This window comes from Thalassoglobus sp. JC818 (genome assembly GCF_040717535.1).
Lineage (GTDB): Bacteria > Planctomycetota > Planctomycetia > Planctomycetales > Planctomycetaceae > Thalassoglobus.
On sequence record NZ_JBFEFI010000002.1, the window covers coordinates 272,115 to 296,278 of the forward strand.

Consider the following 24,164-nt stretch of genomic DNA (forward strand, 5'->3'; position numbering starts at 1 on the left):
GTGAACCGAGAAACCAAGCGTCGAACAAAGCTGCAAGTCAGCGAGGAAGAATGATGTCTGAAGAAAATTCCGATACCGAATCGGAAGTTGTCGCTGGGCAAAAGAAAAATCCGAATCTTGTGCCAGCCATCATGGTGATTTGCGCAACCGTCGTCATCGTTGGAGCGATCAGCGGGGTCGTCACCGTTTCTCAAGAGGGCGAGATTTCGATCTCCACGGCGGTCATCTTTGGACTCGCTGTGATCGGGGGCATCGTCATGACGATCAGTGGTGCGTACCTGGGGTACCTCAATATTCGCGATGACTGGTCATGATTCTGATTGTTGTCGTGCGAACTGAACGCAATAGATCTGCGGAAGTGTGTTCGAGACCGTTGACCACGAATCGCCACCATCTTCGGTCACCCACAGCCCACCGGTTGACGATCCCATGACGAGTCGATTGCCGGAGGAATCGATATCGAGACCGTGCCTGAAAACGATGTCGTAACAGTGATTCTGTGGAAGTCCTTCACGAAGGACTTCGAATGTTTCTCCAAAGTCTCGAGTCCGGGTGACCACCAGTTGGCTGTCGACAGGAACTCGACACTCGTCTTTCACTCCCGGAACAAACCAGGCTGTGTTTCCATCTTGTGGATGCACACAGACGGCGAAACCGAATGAGGAGGGCGGGACATTCTCCATCTCGGACCAGTTTTTTGCTCCATTGTCTGACCGGAAGATTCCGTTGTGATGCTGAATCCACATTTTGTCGGGATCAGACAAACACTGGCTGAGTCGATGGGCATCCTGAATGTTCAAGCTGTTCTGCAGATTCGGAGGCATGTACTCCGCTCGAAGCCCTTCTCCAATGAGATCCCAGGTTTCGCCAGCGTCGTAAGTTTCCCAAACTCCTCCGCAGGAAATTCCAATCGTGACGTGCTGGCTGTCACGCGGATCGACGCAAATGGAATGGATTCCAGGACGATCCTTGCCTCCACCAAACCAGCCCATTCGCTCTTCACGATTCCAAAGTGACTCGACGAGTTCCCACGTGTCTCCATGATCTTTCGACAGAAACAGCCCTCCAGGAATGGTGCCTGCCCAGAGCCATCCAGGTTGATTGGGTCCACCCGGCTCGAGGGCCCAGATTTCGTCGAGCGATGCTGGCTTCGTTTTCGTTTCCCCGGTCTCTTCATCCTGGCTCGCTGCGTAAACCGCCCCTTCGGGATAGACGGGAACAGCGACTTCGGTCCATGTCGCTCCGTTGTCCTGCGAGCGGTGCAGCTTCACACCGAAGTGACCGAGCGTCAGCGATGCGTACAGCGTTCCATCACGCGGATCGTCGAGAAGCATCGTGACAGGGTCGCCAAGAAAGTCGACTTTCTTGATGGACCATTCCCGATCACCACGTTCAATATGAAACAAACCCTTGCGAGTTCCAGCAAATAAACGGTCGCTCATGACCTGCCCTCGTGGTGCGTTCCGGGAAAACAGCTGCAACTCCGCTTGATATCCGTAAACGAACTATCCGCCGGAGAGTGCTTGCATCACAAAGATCTCGCTGTCTGATTTGACTGGATCAGAAAGACGTTGCCGATCGCGCACAGCCGCGTCATCAATGAAGACGACAACGTGTTGGCGAAGTGCACCCTGATCATCGAGCACATATCCGCGCAGCTGCGGGTTGTGCTCGAAAATCTGATGAAACGCTTCCCCTAAAGTCTCTCCCGTGACATTTTCCGGGGGACACTTGAGATGTCGTTTGAGATGTGGGGTGAAGGAAACGATCGGCATGACCAGTTGAAACCTGGACAGAAAGACCTGCCATCGAAAACTCTGTAGCGATATTCTGCTCGCGAGAGATCAATACTGCAAGTGTCTCACAGGCGGTCAACAATGGGAGGTCGTGGAGGCGATCAGGCGAGTCGTCCGCCGTATTGCTCGGTGTAATATTTCAGATATTCACCGGAGCGGATGTTGTCGACCCAGTCTTCATTGGCGAGGTACCAGTCGATTGTCTCTTGCAGCCCTTGCTCGAAGCTCACTTCGGGAGCCCAGCCGAGTTCCTCTTCTGCCTTCTTACAGTCAATCGCGTAGCGCTGATCGTGTCCTGGACGATCGGTGACGTATTTGATTAGCGATTCCGATTTGCCCAGCAGTTCAAGCAACAACTTGGTGAGGGCGATGTTGGTCATTTCGGTCCGCCCGCCGAAGTTGTAAACCTCGCCGACTCGACCTTTCTGCAGTGCTGCATCGATTCCGCGACAGTGATCGAGAACATGAATCCAGTCACGGACGTTCTCACCTGTTCCGTAAACTGGAAGCTGTTGATCTTTGCGAGCGTTCGAAATGAACAGCGGAATCAGTTTCTCGGGAAACTGGTAGGGGCCGTAGTTGTTCGAACAGCGTGTCGTGATCGCGGGAAATCCGAATGTATGGAAGTAAGCTCGAACGAGCAGGTCGGCGGATGTTTTCGACGCGGAGTAAGGGCTGTTCGGTGCGAGTGGTGTCTCTTCGGTGAAGAAGCCTTCCGCTCCGAGAGATCCATAGACTTCGTCAGTGGACACCTGAAGGTAGCGACCGATTTCATGTTGTCGGCAACTGTCCAGCAGCGTCAGTGTTCCGTTAACGTTTGTGGTGACGAAAGGTGTGGAATCCAGAATGGATCGATCGACATGGCTTTCGGCGGCGAAGTTCAGAACAGCATCGATGTCGCCGGAAGACAGGACAGAGTCGACGAACTCGCGGTCACAGATATCGCCGTGGCGAAACTCGTACCGATCGAGACCTTCGAGGTCGGAGAGATTGGCGGGATTCCCGGCATAGGTCAATTTGTCGATGTTGATGATGGACAGATTTGGGTACGATTCGAGCATGAGTCGAATAAAATTCGAACCAATAAAACCGCAACCTCCGGTGACCACAATACGTTTCATTTCAAGGCTTCCAGCTGACCGTTGGGAGTGTTCTGCCGGTGCCAAACCGGCGAAGGATGTTTCCGTACTGTACTCCATGGTCGCCCCTGTTTGTCACAGGATTGTTTGAGAAACGTGTGAAATCGTAATGCATATCGCAATTGTGACAGCTGGTGGGGCGGGAATGTTTTGCGGATCATGCATGCATGACAACACTTGGGCGCATGCGCTGATCCAGCAGGGTCACGAGGTCTCACTGATCCCCACTTACACCCCGCTGCGCCTTGACGAAGATAACGAAAGTCTCGGTCGTGTCTTTTTTGGGGGTGTTAACGTCTACCTGAACGACAAATATTCGTTCTGGAGGAGGATGCCGCGATTCCTGACCCGGTGGCTCGATCATCCCGGCCTCATCAAAATGGCGACGAAATGGTCCGTCAGTAATCAAGCCAGCGAACTTGGTGAGCTGACGATATCCATGCTTCGCGGCGAGGAAGGTCCTCATCGGGCTGCGATCGAAGAGTTGGACAGTTTTATCTGCGACCAGCTCAAACCGGATGTCGTCATCTTCAGCAACGCACTTCTCGTGGGGGCAGTTCGTGTTCTGAAAGAGCGTTTCGTAGGCCCGATTTTTTGCGTTCTGCAAGGGGATGATGTTTTTCTGGATGGTCTCACAGATGACTATCGTCAACCAGTGATTGACCTCATCTCTGAACGAGCGAAAGACTTCACCGGATTTCTCGTTCACAGCGAATTCTACCGCGACTACATTTCGAAGTATCTCAATCTGCCATCCGAGAAGTTCAGCGTCTTGCCGTTGGGGATCAATCTGACCGGACACGATGGTCGACCGGAACAGCGGAACAATCCTCGTTATACCGTTGGCTACTTTGCGAGGATTTGTCGAGAGAAGGGGCTTCACAATGCTGTGAGCGCCTTCGTTGAGTTGCGAAAGAACGTTCCGGACGCAGAATTGAAAGTCGGAGGATATCTCGGCCCCGGCGAACGAGCCTATTTCTCCGAGTCGATGGCCCTCGCAAATGAGCATATCAATGGAATTCAATACATCGGAAGTCCTCAAACTGCGGCAGAGAAGATTGCGTTTCTGAAGTCGGTTGATGTGCTTTCTGTTCCGACGGACTTTCTGGAACCGAAAGGGCTGTACGTGTTGGAAGCACTCGCCAACGGCACACCTGTCGTTCAGCCGGAACACGGGTCGTTTCCTGAAATCGTAAAACGTACACAAGGGGGAATACTCGTCGCCCCGCGAGATCCGCAGGCGCTCGCAGCTGGGCTTCTTCAACTCGCTGACAACGACGAGCGACTCAAACACGCCGAACCCGGCTGGGAAAACGTACGAAGCTATTACAGCGACGCAGGAATGGCTGAGAAGACGGTTGAGATACTCAGTTCGCACATGATTGACACGATCGACAACATTCGTCCGTTCGAATGATCCAGTACAGCGATTTAGAGATCACCGAAGTGCTGATTCGCAAACTTCGTCTGGGCTTAGCTGGATTCCATTCACAGGCCCGCCTAGAATCGTGGATTCCGTTTTCAGACGACTTTCCGCACAATCCTGCAAGACATAATGGCCATGGACAGCGAACTTCGAGACTCCGCAACGACCCTGATGGAGCGCATCGTTCAACTTAAGGACTCTCTTTGACTACGATCAGAAAGTCGAACGAGTCGAAGAAATCGACCAGCTTATGGCGGGGCCAACTTTCTGGGATGATCAGGAGAAAGCCCAGGAGTTGATCAAAGAACTCCAGCGCCTCAATGCTGTCATTAAGCCCATGCAGAAACTCGTCACCGGAGCTGGTGACATTGAGGTTCTCATGGAGTTTGCCGAGATGGAAGAGGGGGATAGCTCGCTCGACGAGTTACGGCAGACGGTCGACAAGCTCTCGAAAGATCTTGAGTCGATGGAGCTGCAGGCCAGTATGAAGAACCCGGAAGACGCCGGGAACGCATACATGACCATTCAGGCTGGCGAAGGGGGAACAGACGCAGCGGACTTCTGCGAGATGCTGATGCGCATGTATCTTCGCTGGTTTGAAGTCAACGACTACGACGTTGAAATCGTCGACCAGTCCGAGGGCGAAGAAGCTGGACTTCGAAATGTCACGATGCACGTCAAAGGGGATTATGCGTTCGGGTATCTCAAGGGAGAGACCGGAAACCATCGGTTGGTGCGGATCAGCCCGTTCGACTCAGCAGGTCGCCGGCATACTTCGTTCGCGGCTGTCGACGTGATCCCCGATCTCGGTGAGACCGAAGTGATTGAAGTCGACTGGGACAAAGATGTTCGCGAAGATACCTATCGTTCAGGCGGAGCGGGGGGACAGCACGTCAATAAGACCGATTCAGCGGTGCGATTGACTCACCTGTCCACGAACGTTGTCGTCCAGTGTCAAAGTGAACGGAGCCAACACAAAAACCGTGCTGCTGCTCGAAAAATGCTTCAGGCGAAGCTGTTCCAGATTGAACAGGACAAACAGAGCGCAGCGACAGCTGCGCGGCGTGGAGAGAAGTCGAAGATCGGCTTCGGTGGCCAGACGATCCGTCACTACGTGTTGCAGCCTCAGCAATTCGTGAAAGATGATCGAATGGATCTGAAGTTGAGCAATCCGTTCGAGATTCTCGATGGAGATCTGGATGAGTTGATCGAAGCATACCAGCGGTGGAGCATTGCAAAGTAGGATGTCTCGGCATCCAGAGAACATGGCGGGATTGGGCCGAATCAGGTTGAAGTCAAATGATCATTGAAGGTCTGTGTACCACGACAAATCCAGACGGGAGTACGAACATCGCCCCGATGGGTCCCATCGTGAATGATGAGTTGACGTCTTTTCTGTTTCGCCCTTTTCAGTCTTCCGCGACATTCCAAAATCTGCAGTCCACTCGATGTGGCGTTTTTCATGTCACTGATGATGTTGGGATCATCGCCCGTGCTGCCATTGGAACGTTGTCCGAAATGCCCCATCTGATTCCAGCACAGTCCGTTGATGGGCAGGTTGTGGCTTCCGCCTGTCGCTGGTACGAGTTCGAAGTCGTCTCAATTGATGACTCTCAAGCACGCAGCGAAATTCGAACGCAGCTGAAACACACCGGAACTCTTCGAGAATTCTGGGGCTACAACCGGGCGCGTCATGCGATTCTCGAAGCCTCGATCCTGGCGACTCGCCTGCAACTGCTCAAAGCCGAAGAGGTTCGCAAGCAGATCGAACGACTTCAGGTAATCGTCGATAAAACTGCGAACGACGCCGACAAAGAGACGTTTCAGCTTCTTGTGAGTTTTATCGACAATCATTAGCGCGACGCACTCATCAAGAGAGTAGACAGTTACGTTGAATGAGTATCGAGGAAGTCGCGCAAGAAAGACCGGCGAACTCCTGAGTTGAGTGCCATAGCCCGCGATGAAACAAAGCCATCGCAACTAATGCACTTTTTAACTCCTGGGTATTGTTAAAGCATTTTTTGATTTGGTGTGCACGAACTCGCACGGCCATTTAACTTGTGAAACATCGCAAGCGAGTGCACAAGAAAGAGCAACTTGCTCTAAGACAACCGTTTAGATTGATTGGTATTGATTCATGTCGACAGTTCGAACTCGATTTGCTCCCTCGCCGACGGGGTATATGCACATTGGCGGAATGCGGACTGCACTCTTCAACTGGCTGTGGGCTCGGCACACCGGCGGCAAGTTCATCCTCCGAATTGACGATACCGATCAGGCTCGCAATGTCGACGATGCACTGAGCCCCATCCTCGAAGCATTCAAGTGGCTCGGTCTTGATTGGGATGAAGGTCCTGAAATCGGTGGAGAATATGGACCTTACTTTCAGTCTGAGAGATCCGAATTCTACATCGCAGCAGTTGAGAAACTCCTGGCATCCGGTCACGCGTATCATGACTTCGATCCGCCCGAACTCGTCCAGCAGGATCGTGAAACGGCCGAACAAGAAAAGCGTCAGTTCCTCAACGTTCGTCGGTCGTTGGAGTTGAGCGACGGTGAAAAGCAGCAGTACCTGGAAGAGGGACGACCATCGGTCATTCGCTTGCTTGTTGACCGAAGTCAAAAGGTCTCAGTCGATGATCACATTCGCGGACACGTCGAGTGGGACTGCGGACTGATTCCCGATCCGGTTATTATGAGAGGAGATCAAACTCCGCTCTATAACTTCGCAACAGTTGTCGACGATGCTGCGATGGAGATCACACATGTGATTCGAGCCGAAGAACACCTTACGAATACGGCCGTTCAAGTGCTCATCTATCAGGCTCTGGGCTACGACGTTCCGGAGTTCGCACACATTCCATTTGTGGCTGCGCCGGGAACAAAAGAGAAGCTTAGCAAGCGAGATAAGAAACTCGAAAAGTATAAAAAGAATCCTCAGTTTAAGAAGCTTTTCGATATCGCGGATGCCGTCTTTCCGAAGTTAAACCTGGGAAGCTCGGTGACACTCAATCCCGTCATGGTCGCTTACTATCGGGAAGCTGGTTTTCTCCCGGAAGCGATTATCAACGGGTTGTCACGACTCGGATGGTCACTCGATGACAAGACGGAGAATATGTCTCGCGAGTTTGTGATCGAAAACTTCTCGCTGGACAGAATTGTCAAAGCTTCGGCCGGTCTCGATCCAGATAAGTTGTTGTCGTACCAGGAATACTGGATGGAGCAACTCTCGACAGACGAGAAGTACGACATGTGCCTTCCGTTCCTGCAGCGTGCAGGATTCGTTGGAGAAGAAATCTCCTCAGAGCAGCGCGCCCAGATTTGCCGTTTGATTGAAGCTTCTGGGGACCGATTGAAACTTGCCAGCGACATTCTCGCCTTCGATGAATTCCTCGTTGCTGATGAAGATCTGACGTACGACGAAAAGGCATTCGCGAAGAGACTCGTCAAACCTGAGAGGGCCGTTGAGATTCTCCGTGACTATCGATCTGTTCTCGCGGACTCCAAAGACTTCACCGCAGTAGCGCTGGAGAGTGAATTCAAATCATGGATGGAAGCGAACAACCTCGGGTTTGGCGACATTATTCATTCCCTTCGCGTCGCGACTACCGGAAAGGCATCTGGCTTGGGAATGTTCGAAGCGTTGGAACTACTCGGTCGCGAATCTTCACTCGCCCGAATTGATCGAGCTATCCAAAAGGCTGAGAGCGAAAAGTCTGAGTGACCGGGAAAGCGGCCTAAGTATCGTCCGAAGCTTGAGGTTGACCGTCGACCGGATTCTTCGGCGGTGAATTTTGTTTCAGCGCGACTTCAGCGACTGCGTCCGGAAGTGGGGGAGAAAACTCCACGACATTCAGCCAGCGATTGACCGGGACTTCCCAGGCATCATGTCGAAAGGGCTCTTTGAGCGGGACGACCCAGCTGGGATACTTCCAACTCAACGGAACAGCGGCCAGATCGACGTTGGGATCAATCATCAGCTGTGGTTTTCGACCGTTGAGCGAGACGAGTGCGATCGTTCGAATTTCCAGATCGCGGTAACCGATGGCTGCGAGTTCGTCCTGAATGTGATGACACAATTGGTGGATCAAGCGCGGGTCACGTGAAACGACAGCCAGCTGGCGAATGGTGACGAAGTCCTTCAAGTCAATCATCCCGGTTCGGCCGGTCGCTGGATCGGTGGCGTAGACTGCGAGCGCCTGCTGTTTGGCACGCAGCAACATATGCCACGAGAAGTGATGACCGTATTCATCCCAGTTCGGATCTCGCTGAAAGAGAAAGTGTCGAAACGGCATCAGCGACTGAAATGCGACGAAGGCGATGAGACAAGCTGTCGTCAACTGCTTTGAAAACCTAGACATCGAAAAAGTCACCAGATCGGTCGAGGGGCGATGTCGAATCCCCGTCAGACGGGAGACCACGCGCGTTGGCCAGTCGGGTTCAAAGTAGACTGTCGTTGCGAGGATCATCAGCCAAGGGAAGATTCCAATAGTCCACGTGAATGCATTAGTCAGGTGAAAACCCAGGCACAGGAGAAACGCCAGAAGGCGAGTCGGTTTCCAGAGCAAGGCTGGGACAATCAACAGATCGAACAGCAGTCCACCCCAGACGAACATTTGCACGACGGTTTCGCTGTCGAGGAACTGACTGAGCATACCGGTTTCCAGAGCGGAGTCGAAATTCAATCGCATCGGCTGACCACGCAACCAATCCGCGTTGATTTTCGCGATCCCTCCGAAGAAATAGGGGACACCAATCTCAAAACGCAACATCCACAGAGTCCAGCGGGGCACAGCGAACGAGCGAATCTCTGGATGAAGCAAAGCGTCGATTGAGAACGCACGATTGGCCGGCAGAAACGGCATCATCCAGCTCAGAATGGTGACCAGGTAATAGTGATTCTGGTAGTAACACTTGTCGCACAGGAAGATGTACGTGAACAGGACCGCAAAAGCTGTTGCAGCGATGCGATACCAGAATCCGATCGCGATCAGAACTCCGCAGACGACCATGGCTGCGAAGACTAAATGCATCCCGTGGACGGTTGTTTCTCCGATGGTTGTCTGGAAATCCCACGGAGCAATCCATTCGAACCCGTCATATGTGAAGTGAAACAATGGGTCGACGTAGTAGTAGTTGATCTCCTCAATGCTTTTTGAGGAGAACCAGGCCATCACAAGCCCGAAACTGATGCGGTAGACGATCAGCCAGTCGATGGAAACGCCTTCAAACAAATATTCGCTGAAGGGGATCTTACTCGTCTGTTTTTCCTCAGACGGCAGATTTGGCGGGTTGTGAAATGCCTCGGTCATGGAAAAGGAATCAACGTGTTTGTTCGCAATCGCGTGTTCGTCTCAGTCAGTTGACTCAGGTCTTCTGCCGACAGGACGAAAGACGCTCTTGCAGTGAAAGAAGGGAAGCTATGGCTCAGAACGGGTTGTCGCATGCGCAGCTCCGACCACAAAATTCAACAGTTGAATCTTACGGAGAAAAGCATTGGTTTGTGTTAAGAATTGGTGAGATTGCAGCGAGCGTTTCCACTGTAGTTCTTAACCGTTTGTGGTTATTAAATTCATGTAAGCGAATCGATATATTTGCCACTTTAATTGTGTGAAGAGATTTGCTGTCGATCTTCACGCAACTCGTCTTCCGTTGTTCACGTTCGGGCTTCCGCGCGAAATTCTCCTCTGAATCTCACTTCCAGAACCTTTCACTGAGCAGCCGCAATTGTTGTACTTCGGCCGTCGTAACCGAAGTCGACTGCTCTCGGGTCGGCCGGACTGTCTTACAGTAATCACGTGGAGGATTTTGGGAATGAATAGGTTTGTAAAACGTGCAGGGTTTACCCTCATCGAGCTGTTGGTCGTGATCGCTATCATTGCGATCCTCATCGCACTGCTGCTTCCAGCCGTTCAGCAGGCCAGAGAGGCTGCACGTCGAACACAATGTCGAAACAACCTGAAGCAAATCGGACTGGCGCTGCACAACTACTACGATGTGGCTGGCGTTCTTCCAGCTGCTCTCTATGGCGATGTTGATGATGATGCTGGCCTGGACGACGACGGATTCGCATGGTCCGTTTACATTCTCCCGTACATCGATCAGGGGCCTCTTTACCAACTGGTCAATCCACAAGGACAGCCGGGAATCATCCGAAAAGATCATCCAAACCGAATCGAGCAAATGTATCCAACACAAGTTGGACTGGGTGACGATGCTCGCGTTCCAGGCGGCGAAACAGTGATTCCAGGTTACCTCTGCCCAAGTTCTGCGATGCCAACTCAATACCCAGATTCATGGGCGATTCCAGGAGCCACTGTTGCGGCATTGCCAAACAATAAACTTATTGGCTACGGAACAATTTCCTACAAAGCCTGCGGTGGATCTTACCGCGGTGATTTCGGCATGCTTCACAAGATGGCAGAGGGTGGGGGACGTCGATTCCGCGACTGTACTGACGGCCTCAGCAACACCGTGATGATTGGTGAATCGGCTTACACTCGCGATGGAGACCGAGTCAACACAGGGACCGCAGACCATCTCCAAGACTGGCCAATCTGGATCGGAACTTCCGCATCGGACGAAAGTGCTCGAATCAACGGACGAACCAACTCACCAATTAACTGCCGCGTCAACATCAACCGTATGTTCTATGCGATCAACGACGACTGTGCCTTCAGCTGGCACGTTGGCGGAGCAATGTTTACATTCGGAGACGGATCGGTTCACTTCCTGAGTGAGAACATCGATCAAGAAACTTACGGAAACTTGCATGACCGAAGCGATGGACAGCCAATCGGCGAATTCTAATTTTGGTCAAATTGCCTTGCATGTCGGTGTTCTTCCAGAACTATTCAACGTCATCGGATATGGGAGTTCGCCGGTATGCAAGTTTTGGGTTTTAAACTTTAAACTTAGATCACGAACGAACTGATCGAGTCTTTGATGTCTTCCGGAATCAACTGATCGCCAGTTGAGTATCCGGCATCAGGTTTTTCTTGAGACTTCATCGGTCGGGTCGAACACTGCGAAAACAGGAACGAAGAAGATGCGAGAGTGTTTTGTTGCGATGATTGCCGCATGCTGTCTGGTCGGTTGTGGTGGTGGGCTGGAAGAGTTTACGACCGCTCCTGTCACCGGAAAGGTGATGTGCAAAGGGGAACCCCTGGCGAGAGCATACGTCGCATTCAACCCGCTCCGAAAAGGGGAGTCGGCAGTCGTTGGAAAGCAGGGATTCGCGATCACAAACGAAAATGGCGAGTTCGTTCTCGGGACTTACGATCAGACCGACGGTGGAGTGATCGGCGAGCATAGCGTCCGCGTTTGGCTCATGGGCGAGTCATGTGATTGCGTCGTTGGCGATTCAGTTGAAGTGCGGAAAGTGGAAGTGAAAGGTGGAGAGGACAACGAATTCACCTTCGAGCTCCCAGAAGCAAACCGCCGCCAGAAGATGATGCAAGACGAACAAGCTGCGGAAGAGCGAGATGACGAAGAAGACGAGTAATCGGACGGATGTGTAGCTGGTTAGTAATCAGAGAGTTAGAACTAACTAGAGTCGTGGCTGTCCTAAATCTTAATACGTCTGCGAGTTGATTGTTACTGTTGATGATTTTGCTGTTCACGTATTGTCGTGTATTAGTAATACGGATGAATAAGTATATGTTGAAGTTTCAAGCGTTCTTTCAAAGTTCTCTGGCCGTGGCTGTTTGTCTGGCGCCGATGAGTGCCTGGGGTCATGGTCCGGAAGATGGTCATGTGCATGGTCCACCCGTTGCGCGTCCTGAACGCGTTTACGAGCCGACCGTCGTGCCTGATCGAATTGTTCTGACCTGGACGGGTGATCCAGCGACGACACAAGCTGTGACATGGCGGACTTCGACTGAAGTTCGTCAAGGATTGGCGGAAATTGCGGTCGCTGACAGCGGCCCTGGATTTCCTGAGAAGGCCGTTCAGGTCGAGGCAACAGCTCAGGCGTTGCTGACCGATTTGAGCACTGCTCACTATCACACCGTTGAATTTGCAGATCTTGAATCCTCCACCAAGTACGCGTATCGCGTAGGCGATGGAGGAAACTGGAGTGAATGGTTTCACTTCACAACTGCCAGCGACGCAGCGGAACCGTTTTCGTTCATCTATTTCGGTGACGCACAGAATAACGTGCGATCGATGTGGTCACGTGTGATTCGGGAAGCATACGGCGATGCTCCGGATGCAGCCTTCTTCCTGCATGCTGGCGATCTCATTAACTCTGCCGAGTCGGATGGAGAATGGGGAGAGTGGTTCGGAGCTGGGGCATTTCTCAATGCAATGGTTCCCAGCGTGGCTGTCCCGGGGAATCATGAGCAGGTCAAACAGGCTGACGGAACTCGTCGATTGTCACACCATTGGCGACCGACCTTTGCATTCCCAACGAATGGTCCTGTCGGATTGGAAGAATCCTGTTACACGCTCGTGTACCAGGGAGTTCGAATTATCGGGATGAACAGCAATCTACAGCAGGAAGATCAGGCTGTCTGGTTGCGTAAAGTCCTCGAACAGAACGAGTGTCCATGGGTTGTGTGTACTTTTCACCATCCGATGTACTCGACCGGAAAAGGACGCGACAACACTGAGCTGCGAAACATCTGGAAACCGATCTTCGATGAATTCAAAGTTGATCTCGTCCTGCAGGGACACGATCACACTTACGGCCGAACAGGACTTCACACACCTCTCGCAGGTGCGGAAGCTGAGCCTGAGCCGGAGAACGAAGAAGTTCCGACGGTGGGAACTGTTAACGTGCCGACGGGAGTGAACAACGTCGATCCGACAACTGGAACCGTCTATGTTGTTTCAGTCAGTGGACCAAAGATGTACAACATTCAGCCGCACCCGTTCATGGAACGTGTTGCTGAAGATACACAGCTCTATCAGATCATCCATATTGATGGGGACAAGCTTCGCTTTGAAGCACGCACCGCGATTGGCGATTTGTACGATGCATTCACTCTCGTCAAGCGGGAGGGAATGATCAACGAAATGATTGAAGAAGTTCCGAACACTCCGGAACGACGACGAGCTCCATAAGTTCGACGACTCAATTCTGAGATGATCACGAAGCGGCCAAGGTTTTGGTCGCTTCGCTTTTTTTATGGGCTGACGCGGGTCATCTGATAGCTGTATTAGAGCTGCTGACTTCCGCTCTGACTTCAATGCATTCTCTTTGCACGTAAGCGATTTCGATCGGGCAGCGTGATTGCCTACGCCAAATGTTTCGTGATGGTCACTCGACCAGTTTCTGAAAAAACAGAGATAGCAAGCAACTTTCCGGATTGGCTCACGAGAATAGCCATGGGCACTTTGACTGAAGAGACGCGAAGCGTTTCTCGGACAGGTTGATCCGTTTTTCGACGGAATCAACTTCTTTGACAATCTCATGAGCAGGAGCGGGAGTCATGGCGAACGAATTTCTCTGGTATCCACGACGAAATGGCACTGGTCGACGGGGGTTGGAACTGAATGCTTCCGGTCAGGTCACCTGGGTCTACATTCCGTATCCGCAGAAACGCTCCACGAGCTTGTTCTTGAATCGCCGGGCGGAGAAGTCGGATTTCAGCATGACCCGCAATATTCTGAAGATCACTCCTTCGTCTCGTAGCGTTGGGGGGCGTTACCCGGTGGTGGTCGAACCGACGGGAACGGGAACGACAGACGTCACAGTTGGGTCGACGACAATTCGGTTTCACGTCACGGCCAAATCAACGCTTCGACTGGCATTCTATAACGTCAACAACGACGCACCCGGAGTCACTGACGACTACAAAACGGTATTTACTGTTTCGAAGGCAGAAAAGATGTTGACGGTCTTGCGTGCGATTTATTCTTGGCAGGGCAATCTTGACTTCACGATGACGGGACCTCCGTTGCGTTCGACATCTGCGATGTCCGAGATTGCCACAACGTTCACAGGGGGAGGCCAAATGGCGAGTCAGTTTAAGACTCTTGCCGATGGCGATGCGCATGTCACCACATTCTTCATCAACAAATATGGGGGAAGTGGGTGGGCAGCCCAGAATGGGAAGGCGATTGTGATGGACAACACAATCGATCAGCGGATCTACGAGTTGGTCTACGCTCATGAGATTGGCCATTTTCTCGGACTGCCGCATCCAACGGGGACTGTCCAGAATAACAATCTCATGAACCAGACAGGTGTTGCGAACACTTACGGAGGACGGCAGCGGTACAAGTCTTATCTGAACCGTGCTCAAATCGAAAAAGTGACGAACGCCTGCAACTGGGACAATCCGTATACCAGTGCTGTCTGCACGGTTTGATGTTTGACGTCGAGTTGTCTGCAAATTGCCGGTGACTTCCTTCGTGGCGATGGAACATTCGGGATGGTAATCTGTACAGCAGATTCCGTTGAGAATGTTCGATCTCAGAAGGGAGCGGCTGATGCAGACAGCTCTGTACGGTGCGATTGGTTGGAAGCATCCTCGTGGGATTTTCCAGGTTCTGGATTGGGCTCGTCGATTTGGCTGGCACGCCGTCGATGCTCGGGGAATGACTCTCGGAATCCCCGGAGACCCGATTCGAAATTCCGCGGCCTTTGGGTACGACATGCTTGGCCCGTGTCACGTGCATCAATCTGCTCGGGCTGACATACGATCTGCGTGTGAAGAGTTCGACATTCCGATCCTTTGCTTGTATGTCGCCAATCCTGTGAATCTTCGCGGAGAGTTGGGCGATGCGAATCGGAAAACGTTTCGGGATTACATCCAACTCGCGTCCGATCTGAACATCTCGTTTGTACGGGCGATCAATAACACTCGCGAAAGCTACGACGGCGAACTGTTTTCTGAAGAAGAAGCGTTCGAGCGAACGATGACCGGGCTGCGCGATGTCGGGAAGCTGGCAGGCGACCTCGATGTCGGAATTCTCATCGAGAATAATGAAAACTCAACGACGTCTTGCTCTGACGAACTTCTCGAAATTCAAAACGGTGTCAGGGATGTCTGTCGAGTAGGAATTGCTTACGACCCGGTGAATGCTTACTTCCAGGGGCTGAACGAACTCGATGAATTGGCGGAGCTTTCCGGTTCGGTCGATTTTCTACATCTGAAGAACGTCAAGCGGCATCACGATCCGCAATTTGCCTATATGCCCCGGGGTGACTTCAGCTACGAGTGGACTGCTCTTGCGGATGGAGATGTCTGTTGGGAGAGCGTTCTTCGTTCGGCGATCGAAGGTGGCTTCGACGGGACATTGACGTTTGAGTACGTCAATCCATTCAAGGGAATGTCCGCAGACTACTGGGAAACGATCCGCGATCCGGAACAGGCAGCTCAGGATGAGCGGAATTACCTCAATGAGCTGATTGAACTCGTTCAAGAAAGCGAGTCGGAGAAGAATCTCTAAGCTGGGTTGAGACAAGTATCTTGAGACGAGACCTGAGGTCTCGGTAAAAAATGAAGGAAGTGGGAACACAAAAAAAGATGCCTCGATGTTCCAATCGAGGCATCTACGGCAAGTCAGCAATCCATTTCCTCACCGCGACTCCTTGAATCCGATCAATGCAACTGAGAGTGGTGCAAAGCTCTTGAGGCATTCTTGATCGGGGAGTCATTCAGATCAGCCGTCCCGCTTTACTTGATGTCGTTTTCACCGATGCAGAAGTCTGGTCGATCGATGAAAGAACTGGGGCTGACGTGTGCGTTGTGGCCGCGAAGTCCTGAAGTGCAGTAGCTTTGCTGAATGCATCCGAATGCGGAGCCAACATCTTCCAGTTCATTGTTGATGTTGAGCGAGACTTCGTTGAGCCCAACGATCATGCCCAGCACGCAAATCGTCGCTACGAGGACGAGTTCAGCGGAGACAATAAAACCAGCTTCGTCATTGAGGAGTGCGGTGAAAATTGTGTTCATGGTGAAGACCCTTCGGTGGAGGAAACAGGAGTCGCGTTTGTTGTTTGATGAAACTTGTCAAAAGCAGAGCCCGTGCCGAAAGAGGTCAACGGATCTTGTCATGGCCTCGTAAAGAGTGTTGTGATGTGGCTGCAACTCTCTATTGTGAAGTGAGTTACGTGTTTGAAAAGAAACTGAAACACTTCAGTGTTGAAACAATGCGACGAGGCAGCGAGTGTTTCGTAGATGCAACGTTCACTGCGGAGTCCCGGTGCAGCGTTTTCGTTCAGAGCCGTAAGTGTTGATACAGCAGTTGTTTGTGTATCGCGTTGCCCATCGTCATCGTTGTGGAGAATTCGAAACGTGAGGCGTGCCTCATCGTTTCGGAGATGAAGTGGCTCAGAAGAGCAGGTCAGAAAATGCAGCCGTTCCTCGAACGATACAAGAATGGAGCACCAATTCTGCTCGATGGGGCCACGGGAACAGAGTTGGAACGGAGAGGGTTTGAGTTGGTCGCTCCTGGCTGGTCCGCAGCTGCGATTCGAAATGCTCCGGATTTACTCGCTGAGATTCATCGCGATTACGTTAAGGCTGGGGCAGAGATTCTGACTGCCAACACCTTCCGCACACATTCACAAAACCTGGAAGCGACTCCATGGAACGGAATGGGTCGAGAATTGACTTGTGAAGCTGTCGATCTCGCGCGAGGAGCAAGTCAGGGGCGGGTTTACGTGGCGGGTTCGATTGCTCCGCTGGGAGACTGCTATTCGCCGGAAGAGACTCCGGTGCTGGATGAACTCGATCGTCATCATGCTGAGATGATTGAACACCTCTGCGAAGCGGGCGTCGATGTGCTTCTAGTTGAAACTCAGCTGACGATTCGGGAAGCGGAGATCATTGCTCGCCGTGCAGAGCAATCGGGATGTCCGTTCTTCGTCAGTTTTGTCTGCAATGGTTCAGGAGAACTGCTTTCAGGAGAACCTCTCAGCGAAGCGTTGCCGCGAGTCCTTCAGTGGAATCCGCTTGGTTGCCTGCTGAATTGTGTTCCGGTTGATGAAGTGGGGCAGATTGTGGCGTCGCTTCCATCCGATCTGCAGAAGGGAATCGTCGGGGCTTACGCCAACACGGGACGAATGATCGGTCCAGGGGTTTGGGAATCGACTCCGGGAGTTGATCCGGCAGTTTACGCCGGGTTTGTTGCGGAATGGAGAATGTACAACTTTCGCTTGATTGGAGGTTGCTGCGGGACTACTCCGCAGCACATAAGTGACATGAAATCAGTGGTTTAGGGTTTTTCTGTCCGAGTTGAAGATTTCTTCCAGATCCGAAAGTTGAGTGAATCCGGCAGCTCCACAACGGAAAGATGATCTTTCCTGCCCGTGTGACATGCAGTAATTTCCCGCGCTCAACTCTCACTTCATATTTTCGTTGGCGCCTCCGTCCTCCTCTCGGTCCGCCAATCGTCCGCACTTTCTGCGGGCTCCCTTCCTCAAGACCTTCCACAATCCATGCCTCGAATCGATCTTAAGGATGACGTCAGGACGACGTCTTCGCATATCGAACCTCAATCGCATCTCGGTCCCGACCGGATTGTCGAAGATGTCGATCTCCCTGCCTCAGAAAAGGGGCAGACCGATCAACACTCAGTCACTTTCGCACCTCAAGATGGAACTCGGGGAAAAGCGATGTCATTGCTTCGCAGACTCAGCGACAAACTCACCGGTCTTCGTCAAACGTCAACCAGGGTCATGAGACCAGCGTTGAAGACCGCGACACTTGCATTCGGAGCACTGGCCGCGACGGTGGCGCCTCTGACTGCTTTGGCGGAACATCAGATTCCACCAGGTGATGTCAATTACACGATGCCTTCGGATGGATATTCGATCCCCGACTATTCTGGCTCACTTCATTCTCAGTCTTCTTCTTCCGGTGGGCAGGGAGCGGGTGGCTTCGGGACTAAGGGTCGCGTCGGCCACGAAGCTGGCGACACAGTTGGTCGAAACGGATCTCTGACTTACTTCGACTTGTCACCTTACATCTTCACCGACAGCGGCGTTGTCTTCGGGGACGGTCGACTGTTCGTGATGAACAACGGGAAGATGGGTGGAAGCGCCGGTTTGGGTGCACGTCACTTCTTCCCACAGATCAACACCATCGGTGGAGCGACATTCTACTACGACCGTGACGACTCACGTGGTGTGACCTTCGAACAGTTCACAATCGCCGGGGAAATCCTGGGCGAGTTCTTTGACGTTCGAGCGAACTACTACATCCCCTTCGGCAATACCGAACAGGTTACCGCCGAGCGATACGCAAACGGGTCTGCTCAATTCGTTGAAGATCGAATTGAGTTTCAAACTCGCACGTTCGCAGCAACAGCTCTGGAAGGTCTCGACTTGACCTTCACAACACCGATTCAAGGTGAGTTCTTCGAACAGTTCAACATGGAAGCATCGGCCGGCTGGTACCACTACAAGCCGTCAGAAAACGATGGCGACATCTCCATCAACGGTTGGAAGATTCGTCTCGATGCCGACATCGTTGAGAATCTTTCACACACGTTTCTGAAAGTGACTCACGACAACAAGTTCAACACGAACGTTGTGTGGGGAATCGACCTGAACTACTGGAACGGTCTCGATTCTCGCCGTCACATTGGCAAGAGCCAGTTCAATCGGCTTGCAAGCTGGGTCCGACGCGAACGAACGGTCTCTGCTTTGAGCACCAGTGTCTTGAATGCACCACAAGTCGCGATCAACCCCGAAACGGGTGACCCCTACGTCGTGCTTCAGGTCCGGAACAATCCGAACCCACCGCCGGACAACTTCCCACCACCGACCGGAAACGGGTCGCTGGACATGCCTTACCAGTACATTCAGGACGCAATCGACGATCCACGAATGGCAGACATTGTCTTCGTCCAGGGGAACAGTGTGTTCGATGGCGACGTCGACGGAAACTCGAATGCAACAGTTGTCATGAGAGAGGGACTCCTCGTTCTCGGAGAAGGTGTTCCACTCAACATCCCAGTGCAGGGACCAGTCGGAATGATTCCACTTCCGACAGTGACAGAAGGACCAATTGCACGACCAATCATTCAGAACGTTTCCGGTCCTGTCGTCACACTGGCTGACAACAGTCGCTTCGCTGGTTTCACAATTCAGAACTTCAGCGATGGACCTGCAATCCTCGCGGACGGTGTGAATGGCTCGACGGTTAACGAAGTGATCATCGATACTTCAACCGGAGCGATGGCAGGCGGAATCGAAATCAACGATTCGACAGGAACCTTCACCTTCCAGAATATTTCCATCAGCAACACAGCTGGAGATGGATTGGCTGTCACCGGAGGGAATGCAGCAATTCTCTTCAACGGGACGAACTCAATCACTAACTCGCTCGGCTACTCAGTCCTGGTTCAGGATGCAGCTGGAAGCGTGAACCTCCGCAATACGACCATCTCTTCGAATGGTGGTCTCGGAGTGGAGGTCTCTTCGACAGGTGCCACACCTTCGACAGCGAACGTGACCTTTAACACAGTCTCGCTCTCAAATACCAACTCACCTGATGGTGCGTTCCGAATCTTCAATCATGGTGGAGCAGTCTCAACTCTGGGTGCTCTCACGATTGATAACCCGAACGGGGCAGCGATTGTCGTCGATGAGCTTCAAGCAACAGGAACAGTTTCGTTCCAGGGAAGCACAACGATCACCAACCGTACTCAAGAAGGTATCTTGATCAACGATATTCAGGAAGGAGTCGATCCGCTCGACCCAAATACAACGACCGCTGGATCTGTGATCTTCCAGGGTCCTGTTTCGATCGGTCAGGGCACCAATGTGGCGACTGCTGCAGCGATCGACATGAACTCGAGTCTCGGAAACGTTGTCTTCGGAAACCTGACAATCAACGGCGGAGCTGGTGATGGTATTTCGATCACCGACCTCCTCGACGAAGGAACGACTGTTGGTCAGTTCTTCGTGAACGGATTTGCGACGATCAACAACATCCAGGGAACGTCGATCGACATCGACAATGTTCAGAAGACTTTGTTCAGCGTCAGCTTCCAGGATACGCAGATTGCAAACCGTGGCGGAACGGGTGTCAACATCTCAGACTACGCTGGTTTGGCTCGCTTCTTCGGTCTGACACAAGTTGGAAACGGTCTGAACGTGACCGACAATGCTGTCAACATTACAGACAACCTGGGTGTCGTTGCCTTCGGAAACCTGACAGTTGTGAACCAGCAGGGAGCCGGATCGTTCGGTGTCCTCGTGGCAGACAACGTCAATCTCGACGAAGACCTGACGACAAACATTACTTTCAACTCGTTGAATGTTGAGAGCTTTGATGCGACCGCTGTCAGCATTCAACGCAACGAGAACGTGGCCGTCGCGACCGGAACACTGGATGCGACCGACGCCACAGCGATTGAAGTCTTCGACAACACTCGCCATGACCTGACATTCCAGGAAGTCAGTGCAACGAACTCCGACTACGGTATCTTTGTCTCCAACAGCCCGGGTAGCTTCGTTGTCACGGGGATTGGAACAGCTGCCGGATCAGGTGGACTGATTCAGGGAATGTCGATCGCAGGTGCTCACTTCGACAACACGAACAATGTCTTCCTGCAGAACATTGACCTGGATGCCAACGCGGTTGGTGTCGAGGCAGAAGAAATCAATCTCGAACGCGTGGGCTTTGACCCATCGATGATCTTGAACAACGTCACGATCACCAACTCAGCTTCTCAAGCAGCACTGCTGCAGAACGTGACCAACTTCAGCCTGCTCAACTCGTTCCTGTCAAGCAACGGAAACGGAAACGGAACAGAGCAGATCCTCTTCAATGCAGCTGTTCGAGAAGTTGATGTGGATGGAGATGCCGTTGTCGATGATGACGATGACCTGATCACCTACAACGTCAACATCAACGGTAACACGATCATGGATGCTTCAGGAGCTCCAATCATCGGAGCAGACATGGTTCGAATCCAGACACTTGGTGCTGGTAACGGTGCTCCATTGATCTTCAACTTGCTTGATAACGGAATTCCTGGACTGACACCTCCAACAGACATGCTTGCTCCGAACCGAACCCTTGCGGCAGGTATTCGACTTGACTGGGATGGAGACGTCTTCGCGACCATGGATCGAAACACGATCGTGATGGCAACCAATGCTGGACCACAGCGAGCTGTTCAGTTCGACATCGACGGTCTGGCCGATGTTACCTTCACACGTAGCTCGGTTTCATCCTCCGGAGTCGGCGACCGTGGTCTGCAAATGACCTTCACTGATCAGGCGAGCCTGGTCGTGACCGACAACGTGGTGCTTGATGAGAACAACAACATTGTGGGTGGTTCCGGATTCCAGATGACTGGCAACAACTCGGAAGCAATCAACCTGACCTTCCAGGGAACGAACAACAACTTTGTTCTCTCCCGAAACCTGATCAACATGACCGGCTTCGACTCATCAGGTGTTGTTGTCGAGAGAATCTTCGCTCCGTCGAACGTGACGATCAACTCGAACTCGATCTTCCTGACATCCGACTTCGACAACGTGACGGAATACGGAATTCTCTTCCGGGACGTGCGAGGTGTGATCAACCTCTTCGGAAACCAGAACAACGACATTCCAATCGGAACGCTCTTCCCGTTCTATGTTGATTTCCAGGTTCCGCAGGGATCAACCAATGGATCGATCATCGTGAACGGAACAGTGCGACCATAACAACACTGAACCAAGATTAACGAGAACGCTGAAGGCGGTTCATTTGATGAACCGCCTTTTTTATGCGCCTCGGTCAACTCGCCGGGTAAGAGAGTGGATTGTCTGAAGGCAATATGTCAGACGATGGAAGTGCAAATCGACATCGCTCTACTTGCCAGATTCGACCTTTAATGCCATCTCGCTGCGGAAGGAAATCAGTTCAGCGACAATGCTGATTGCAATTTCCGGAACGGTTTGCGAACCGATCTTCAGTCCGATGGGAGCGTGTACGCGTTCCAACTCGCCAGGTTCGATTCCCTGCGCGATGAGATCATCGAAGATCAGGCGAATTTTCCTCTTTGAGCCGATCATGCCCAGATAGCAGGGGCGCTTTTGAATGAGATGGAATAGAGCTTCTTCGTCATGATTGTGTCCGCGAGTCACAATGATGCAGAACGACCGCGGGCCCAAATTCATGGAGTCAATGACTTCATCGAAGTCGCCAACCAGGCACTGTTTGGCGTACGGGAGATTCTCGCGATTGCAGTGAACTTCGCGGTCATCGACGACGGTGACTTCAAATCCCGTCTGGCTGGCGAATTCACAGACCTTTTTCCCGACGTGGCCTGCTCCGAAGATAAACAACTCAAACTTTGGAAGTGTCGGCAGATACGCCCACCCCTGAGACATCTTTGGTCGCGGGAGCGAATGAAGCTCGGGAATCAATCCGCTGTTGAAATCGGGGAAGTCGTGATCGTCGGTTTGAGCGATCAGGTTGTTGTTGTGGTTGAACAAATAGCGTGATCCCGGGGGAATGTTCGCACCGTTTTCTTCAATTCGAACGACTTGCGTCAGCCCTTCGCCGCTCTCAATTTGCTTGAGGAGAGCTTCGTAGTACGAAACATAAGAGTGGCTGCTGACAGGGTCGATCAGCGTAATCATTCTCCCGCCGCAGATGAGGCCATCATCCCAGCCGTAGTCGTGATCCAACTGGAATGTTTCGAGCTGTCGCTGAGATGTCGCGAGACACTCCAATGCCCGCCTCTTGACCTCCGCTTCCACACAACCGCCGCCAAGAGTTCCGACTTGCTGGCCATCTTCATAGATCAGCATCGTCGCACCAGCCTTCTGCGGAGTCGACCCGCGAGTTTCGATCAACGCGGTGAAGACAACGGGACGCTGTGAGCGGTGCGCGGAAAGAAGTGCTTCGATGACATCGCGCATAGCGGCAGAAAACTCATTCTGTAAATCAATTCTGGCTCAGGTCTTCGCGATTCGATGGATAGAAATCGGACGAAAACCATTTCGAACAGTGCACGCGAATCACAGACAAAAAGTGCTGGATGTTTCGGTGTTGTGAAACCTGTTCGGGAAGGTTCCTGACATCGGAGCCTTCAATTGATCTTAGAGCGGTTTTCGGGGATCAGCAAGGACTCGACCCCTGTCGAAATAGTGCCTGTCAGGCAGCGGAGCGATTTGGGAGAGGGCACGATAGAACGACATTCACCTCGACGGTGTCAGCTTCGGTGGCGTCTCCAGATCGGCGGACTGTGACCCGTGTTCCGTAAGAGAAGAGTTGAGTCAGGCTCACTTTGTAGCTGTCGCTGTCAGCTTCGGCCCATCCCTCTGGAATGGCATGAAAGGGAGGGAAGACGGGAATGTGAAAGTGAACGATACGGTCTCCCGCACCGAATTCAACGGTGAACAGGCCATCAAGCTGATCGTACTGGTCTTCAACCTGCGATCTCGTCCAGCTTTGGGTCACGTTGGCTGTGTCGTTCTGTTCTTCTCGATGATCTTCGATGGCCAGAATCTCAGATGGAATCGTTTTAAGTTCTACCAGTTTGGGACTCACAGCTGGCGGAGCTGTTCGGAGGTAGGAAGGGACAGGAATCGAAACTTCAGTGAAGTAGAGAATTGTGGCGACGAGGAAGAGTGTCAGGCAGAGTCCGCCACCGAGCAAGCCCAATTCAGCAGCTTCAAGGTTGGAGGGCAACCACAAGAGGCAAGACAGGATGCAGAGTGTGCCAGCCATTAAGTGAAACGGGGAGAGCGATCCGCGATTTCGAGCGACGCCAATCAGACCAACACTGACGATGAGTAAAGGAATTGTTGCGATCAGTCCAGAAGGGCCAGTCATCTGAGAAATTGTGACGACGCACTCAATCAAGACACCGAGCCCGATCAGGATCAGCGCAAACATT

The 24,164-nt window shown here is 52.3% G+C and carries 19 protein-coding genes; 12 read left to right on the forward strand and 7 right to left on the reverse strand.

Going from position 1 to position 24,164, the window contains the following annotated elements; genetic code table 11:
* The first annotated feature begins 50 nt into the window (after positions 1 to 50).
* On the forward strand, positions 51 to 314 hold the full coding sequence (locus tag AB1L42_RS05515) for a hypothetical protein (protein ID WP_367052219.1): 264 nt from the start codon (positions 51 to 53) through the stop codon (positions 312 to 314).
* On the opposite strand, the gene AB1L42_RS05520 is transcribed toward AB1L42_RS05515, so the two are convergent.
* The 3 genes from AB1L42_RS05520 to rfbB form a co-directional block, all read right to left on the reverse strand.
* Positions 309 to 1,442 (reverse strand): exo-alpha-sialidase, encoded by a 1,134-nt coding sequence (locus AB1L42_RS05520; RefSeq protein ID WP_367052222.1) that lies wholly within the window; start codon positions 1,440 to 1,442, stop codon positions 309 to 311. The two genes, AB1L42_RS05515 and AB1L42_RS05520, sit on opposite strands and share 6 nt — an antisense overlap.
* Positions 1,443 to 1,505: 63 nt before the next feature.
* Positions 1,506 to 1,775, reverse strand: coding sequence for a MoaD/ThiS family protein (locus AB1L42_RS05525; protein WP_367052225.1), 270 nt, complete (start codon positions 1,773 to 1,775; stop codon positions 1,506 to 1,508).
* A gap of 122 nt (positions 1,776 to 1,897) precedes the next feature.
* Positions 1,898 to 2,917 carry a dTDP-glucose 4,6-dehydratase gene (gene rfbB, locus AB1L42_RS05530; RefSeq protein ID WP_367052228.1) on the reverse strand — a complete coding sequence of 340 codons (1,020 nt, stop codon included), beginning with the start codon at positions 2,915 to 2,917 and terminating at the stop codon, positions 1,898 to 1,900.
* A 127-nt stretch (positions 2,918 to 3,044) separates the two neighbouring features.
* Between rfbB and AB1L42_RS05535 the strand changes: the two genes are divergently transcribed.
* The 4 genes from AB1L42_RS05535 to gltX all read left to right on the forward strand — a co-directional run bounded on the left by AB1L42_RS05535 (position 3,045) and on the right by gltX (position 8,085).
* Positions 3,045 to 4,352 (forward strand): glycosyltransferase family 4 protein, encoded by a 1,308-nt coding sequence (locus AB1L42_RS05535; RefSeq protein WP_367052231.1) that lies wholly within the window; start codon positions 3,045 to 3,047, stop codon positions 4,350 to 4,352.
* 144 nt (positions 4,353 to 4,496) lie between these two features.
* A protein-coding gene (prfB, locus tag AB1L42_RS05540; protein WP_367052233.1) for a peptide chain release factor 2 occupies positions 4,497 to 5,604 on the forward strand; the annotation gives its coding sequence in 2 pieces (ribosomal slippage) (positions 4,497 to 4,565 and positions 4,567 to 5,604; 1,107 coding nt in all).
* 56 nt (positions 5,605 to 5,660) lie between these two features.
* Positions 5,661 to 6,218 carry a DUF447 domain-containing protein gene (locus AB1L42_RS05545; RefSeq protein WP_367052235.1) on the forward strand — a complete coding sequence of 186 codons (558 nt, stop codon included), beginning with the start codon at positions 5,661 to 5,663 and terminating at the stop codon, positions 6,216 to 6,218.
* A gap of 280 nt (positions 6,219 to 6,498) precedes the next feature.
* Positions 6,499 to 8,085: a glutamate--tRNA ligase gene (gltX, locus tag AB1L42_RS05550; protein WP_367052237.1), complete on the forward strand. Its 1,587-nt coding sequence runs from the start codon at positions 6,499 to 6,501 to the stop codon at positions 8,083 to 8,085.
* A 13-nt stretch (positions 8,086 to 8,098) separates the two neighbouring features.
* On the opposite strand, the gene AB1L42_RS05555 is transcribed toward gltX, so the two are convergent.
* On the reverse strand, positions 8,099 to 9,673 hold the full coding sequence (locus AB1L42_RS05555; RefSeq protein WP_367052239.1) for an HTTM domain-containing protein: 1,575 nt from the start codon (positions 9,671 to 9,673) through the stop codon (positions 8,099 to 8,101).
* Positions 9,674 to 10,175: 502 nt separating this feature from the next.
* Between AB1L42_RS05555 and AB1L42_RS05560 the strand changes: the two genes are divergently transcribed.
* The 5 genes from AB1L42_RS05560 (at position 10,176) to AB1L42_RS05580 (ending at position 15,761) form a co-directional block, all read left to right on the forward strand.
* On the forward strand, positions 10,176 to 11,171 hold the full coding sequence (locus AB1L42_RS05560) for a DUF1559 domain-containing protein (protein ID WP_367052241.1): 996 nt from the start codon (positions 10,176 to 10,178) through the stop codon (positions 11,169 to 11,171).
* Positions 11,172 to 11,409: 238 nt separating this feature from the next.
* Positions 11,410 to 11,865, forward strand: a complete 456-nt coding sequence (locus AB1L42_RS05565; protein WP_367052243.1) for a hypothetical protein — start codon at positions 11,410 to 11,412, stop codon at positions 11,863 to 11,865.
* Between the two features lie 155 nt (positions 11,866 to 12,020).
* On the forward strand, positions 12,021 to 13,427 hold the full coding sequence (locus tag AB1L42_RS05570) for a metallophosphoesterase family protein (RefSeq protein WP_367052245.1): 1,407 nt from the start codon (positions 12,021 to 12,023) through the stop codon (positions 13,425 to 13,427).
* 368 nt (positions 13,428 to 13,795) lie between these two features.
* A complete protein-coding gene (locus AB1L42_RS05575) occupies positions 13,796 to 14,677 on the forward strand; it encodes a hypothetical protein (protein WP_367052247.1) in 882 nt (293 codons plus the stop codon).
* 121 nt (positions 14,678 to 14,798) lie between these two features.
* A complete protein-coding gene (locus AB1L42_RS05580) occupies positions 14,799 to 15,761 on the forward strand; it encodes a TIM barrel protein (protein ID WP_367052249.1) in 963 nt (320 codons plus the stop codon).
* Between the two features lie 227 nt (positions 15,762 to 15,988).
* On the opposite strand, the gene AB1L42_RS05585 is transcribed toward AB1L42_RS05580, so the two are convergent.
* Positions 15,989 to 16,267, reverse strand: coding sequence for a branched-chain amino acid aminotransferase (locus tag AB1L42_RS05585; protein ID WP_367052251.1), 279 nt, complete (start codon positions 16,265 to 16,267; stop codon positions 15,989 to 15,991).
* Between the two features lie 398 nt (positions 16,268 to 16,665).
* On the opposite strand from AB1L42_RS05585, the gene AB1L42_RS05590 reads away from it, so the two are divergent.
* On the forward strand, positions 16,666 to 17,535 hold the full coding sequence (locus AB1L42_RS05590) for a homocysteine S-methyltransferase family protein (RefSeq protein ID WP_367052253.1): 870 nt from the start codon (positions 16,666 to 16,668) through the stop codon (positions 17,533 to 17,535).
* Between the two features lie 219 nt (positions 17,536 to 17,754).
* Entirely contained in the window at positions 17,755 to 21,981 is a 4,227-nt protein-coding gene (locus AB1L42_RS05595) for a hypothetical protein (protein ID WP_367052255.1), read from the forward strand.
* 147 nt (positions 21,982 to 22,128) lie between these two features.
* On the opposite strand, the gene AB1L42_RS05600 is transcribed toward AB1L42_RS05595, so the two are convergent.
* Positions 22,129 to 23,184 carry an XdhC family protein gene (locus tag AB1L42_RS05600; RefSeq protein ID WP_367052257.1) on the reverse strand — a complete coding sequence of 352 codons (1,056 nt, stop codon included), beginning with the start codon at positions 23,182 to 23,184 and terminating at the stop codon, positions 22,129 to 22,131.
* A 235-nt stretch (positions 23,185 to 23,419) separates the two neighbouring features.
* A complete protein-coding gene (locus tag AB1L42_RS05605) occupies positions 23,420 to 24,163 on the reverse strand; it encodes a hypothetical protein (RefSeq protein ID WP_367052259.1) in 744 nt (247 codons plus the stop codon).
* Position 24,164 lies beyond the last annotated feature (1 nt).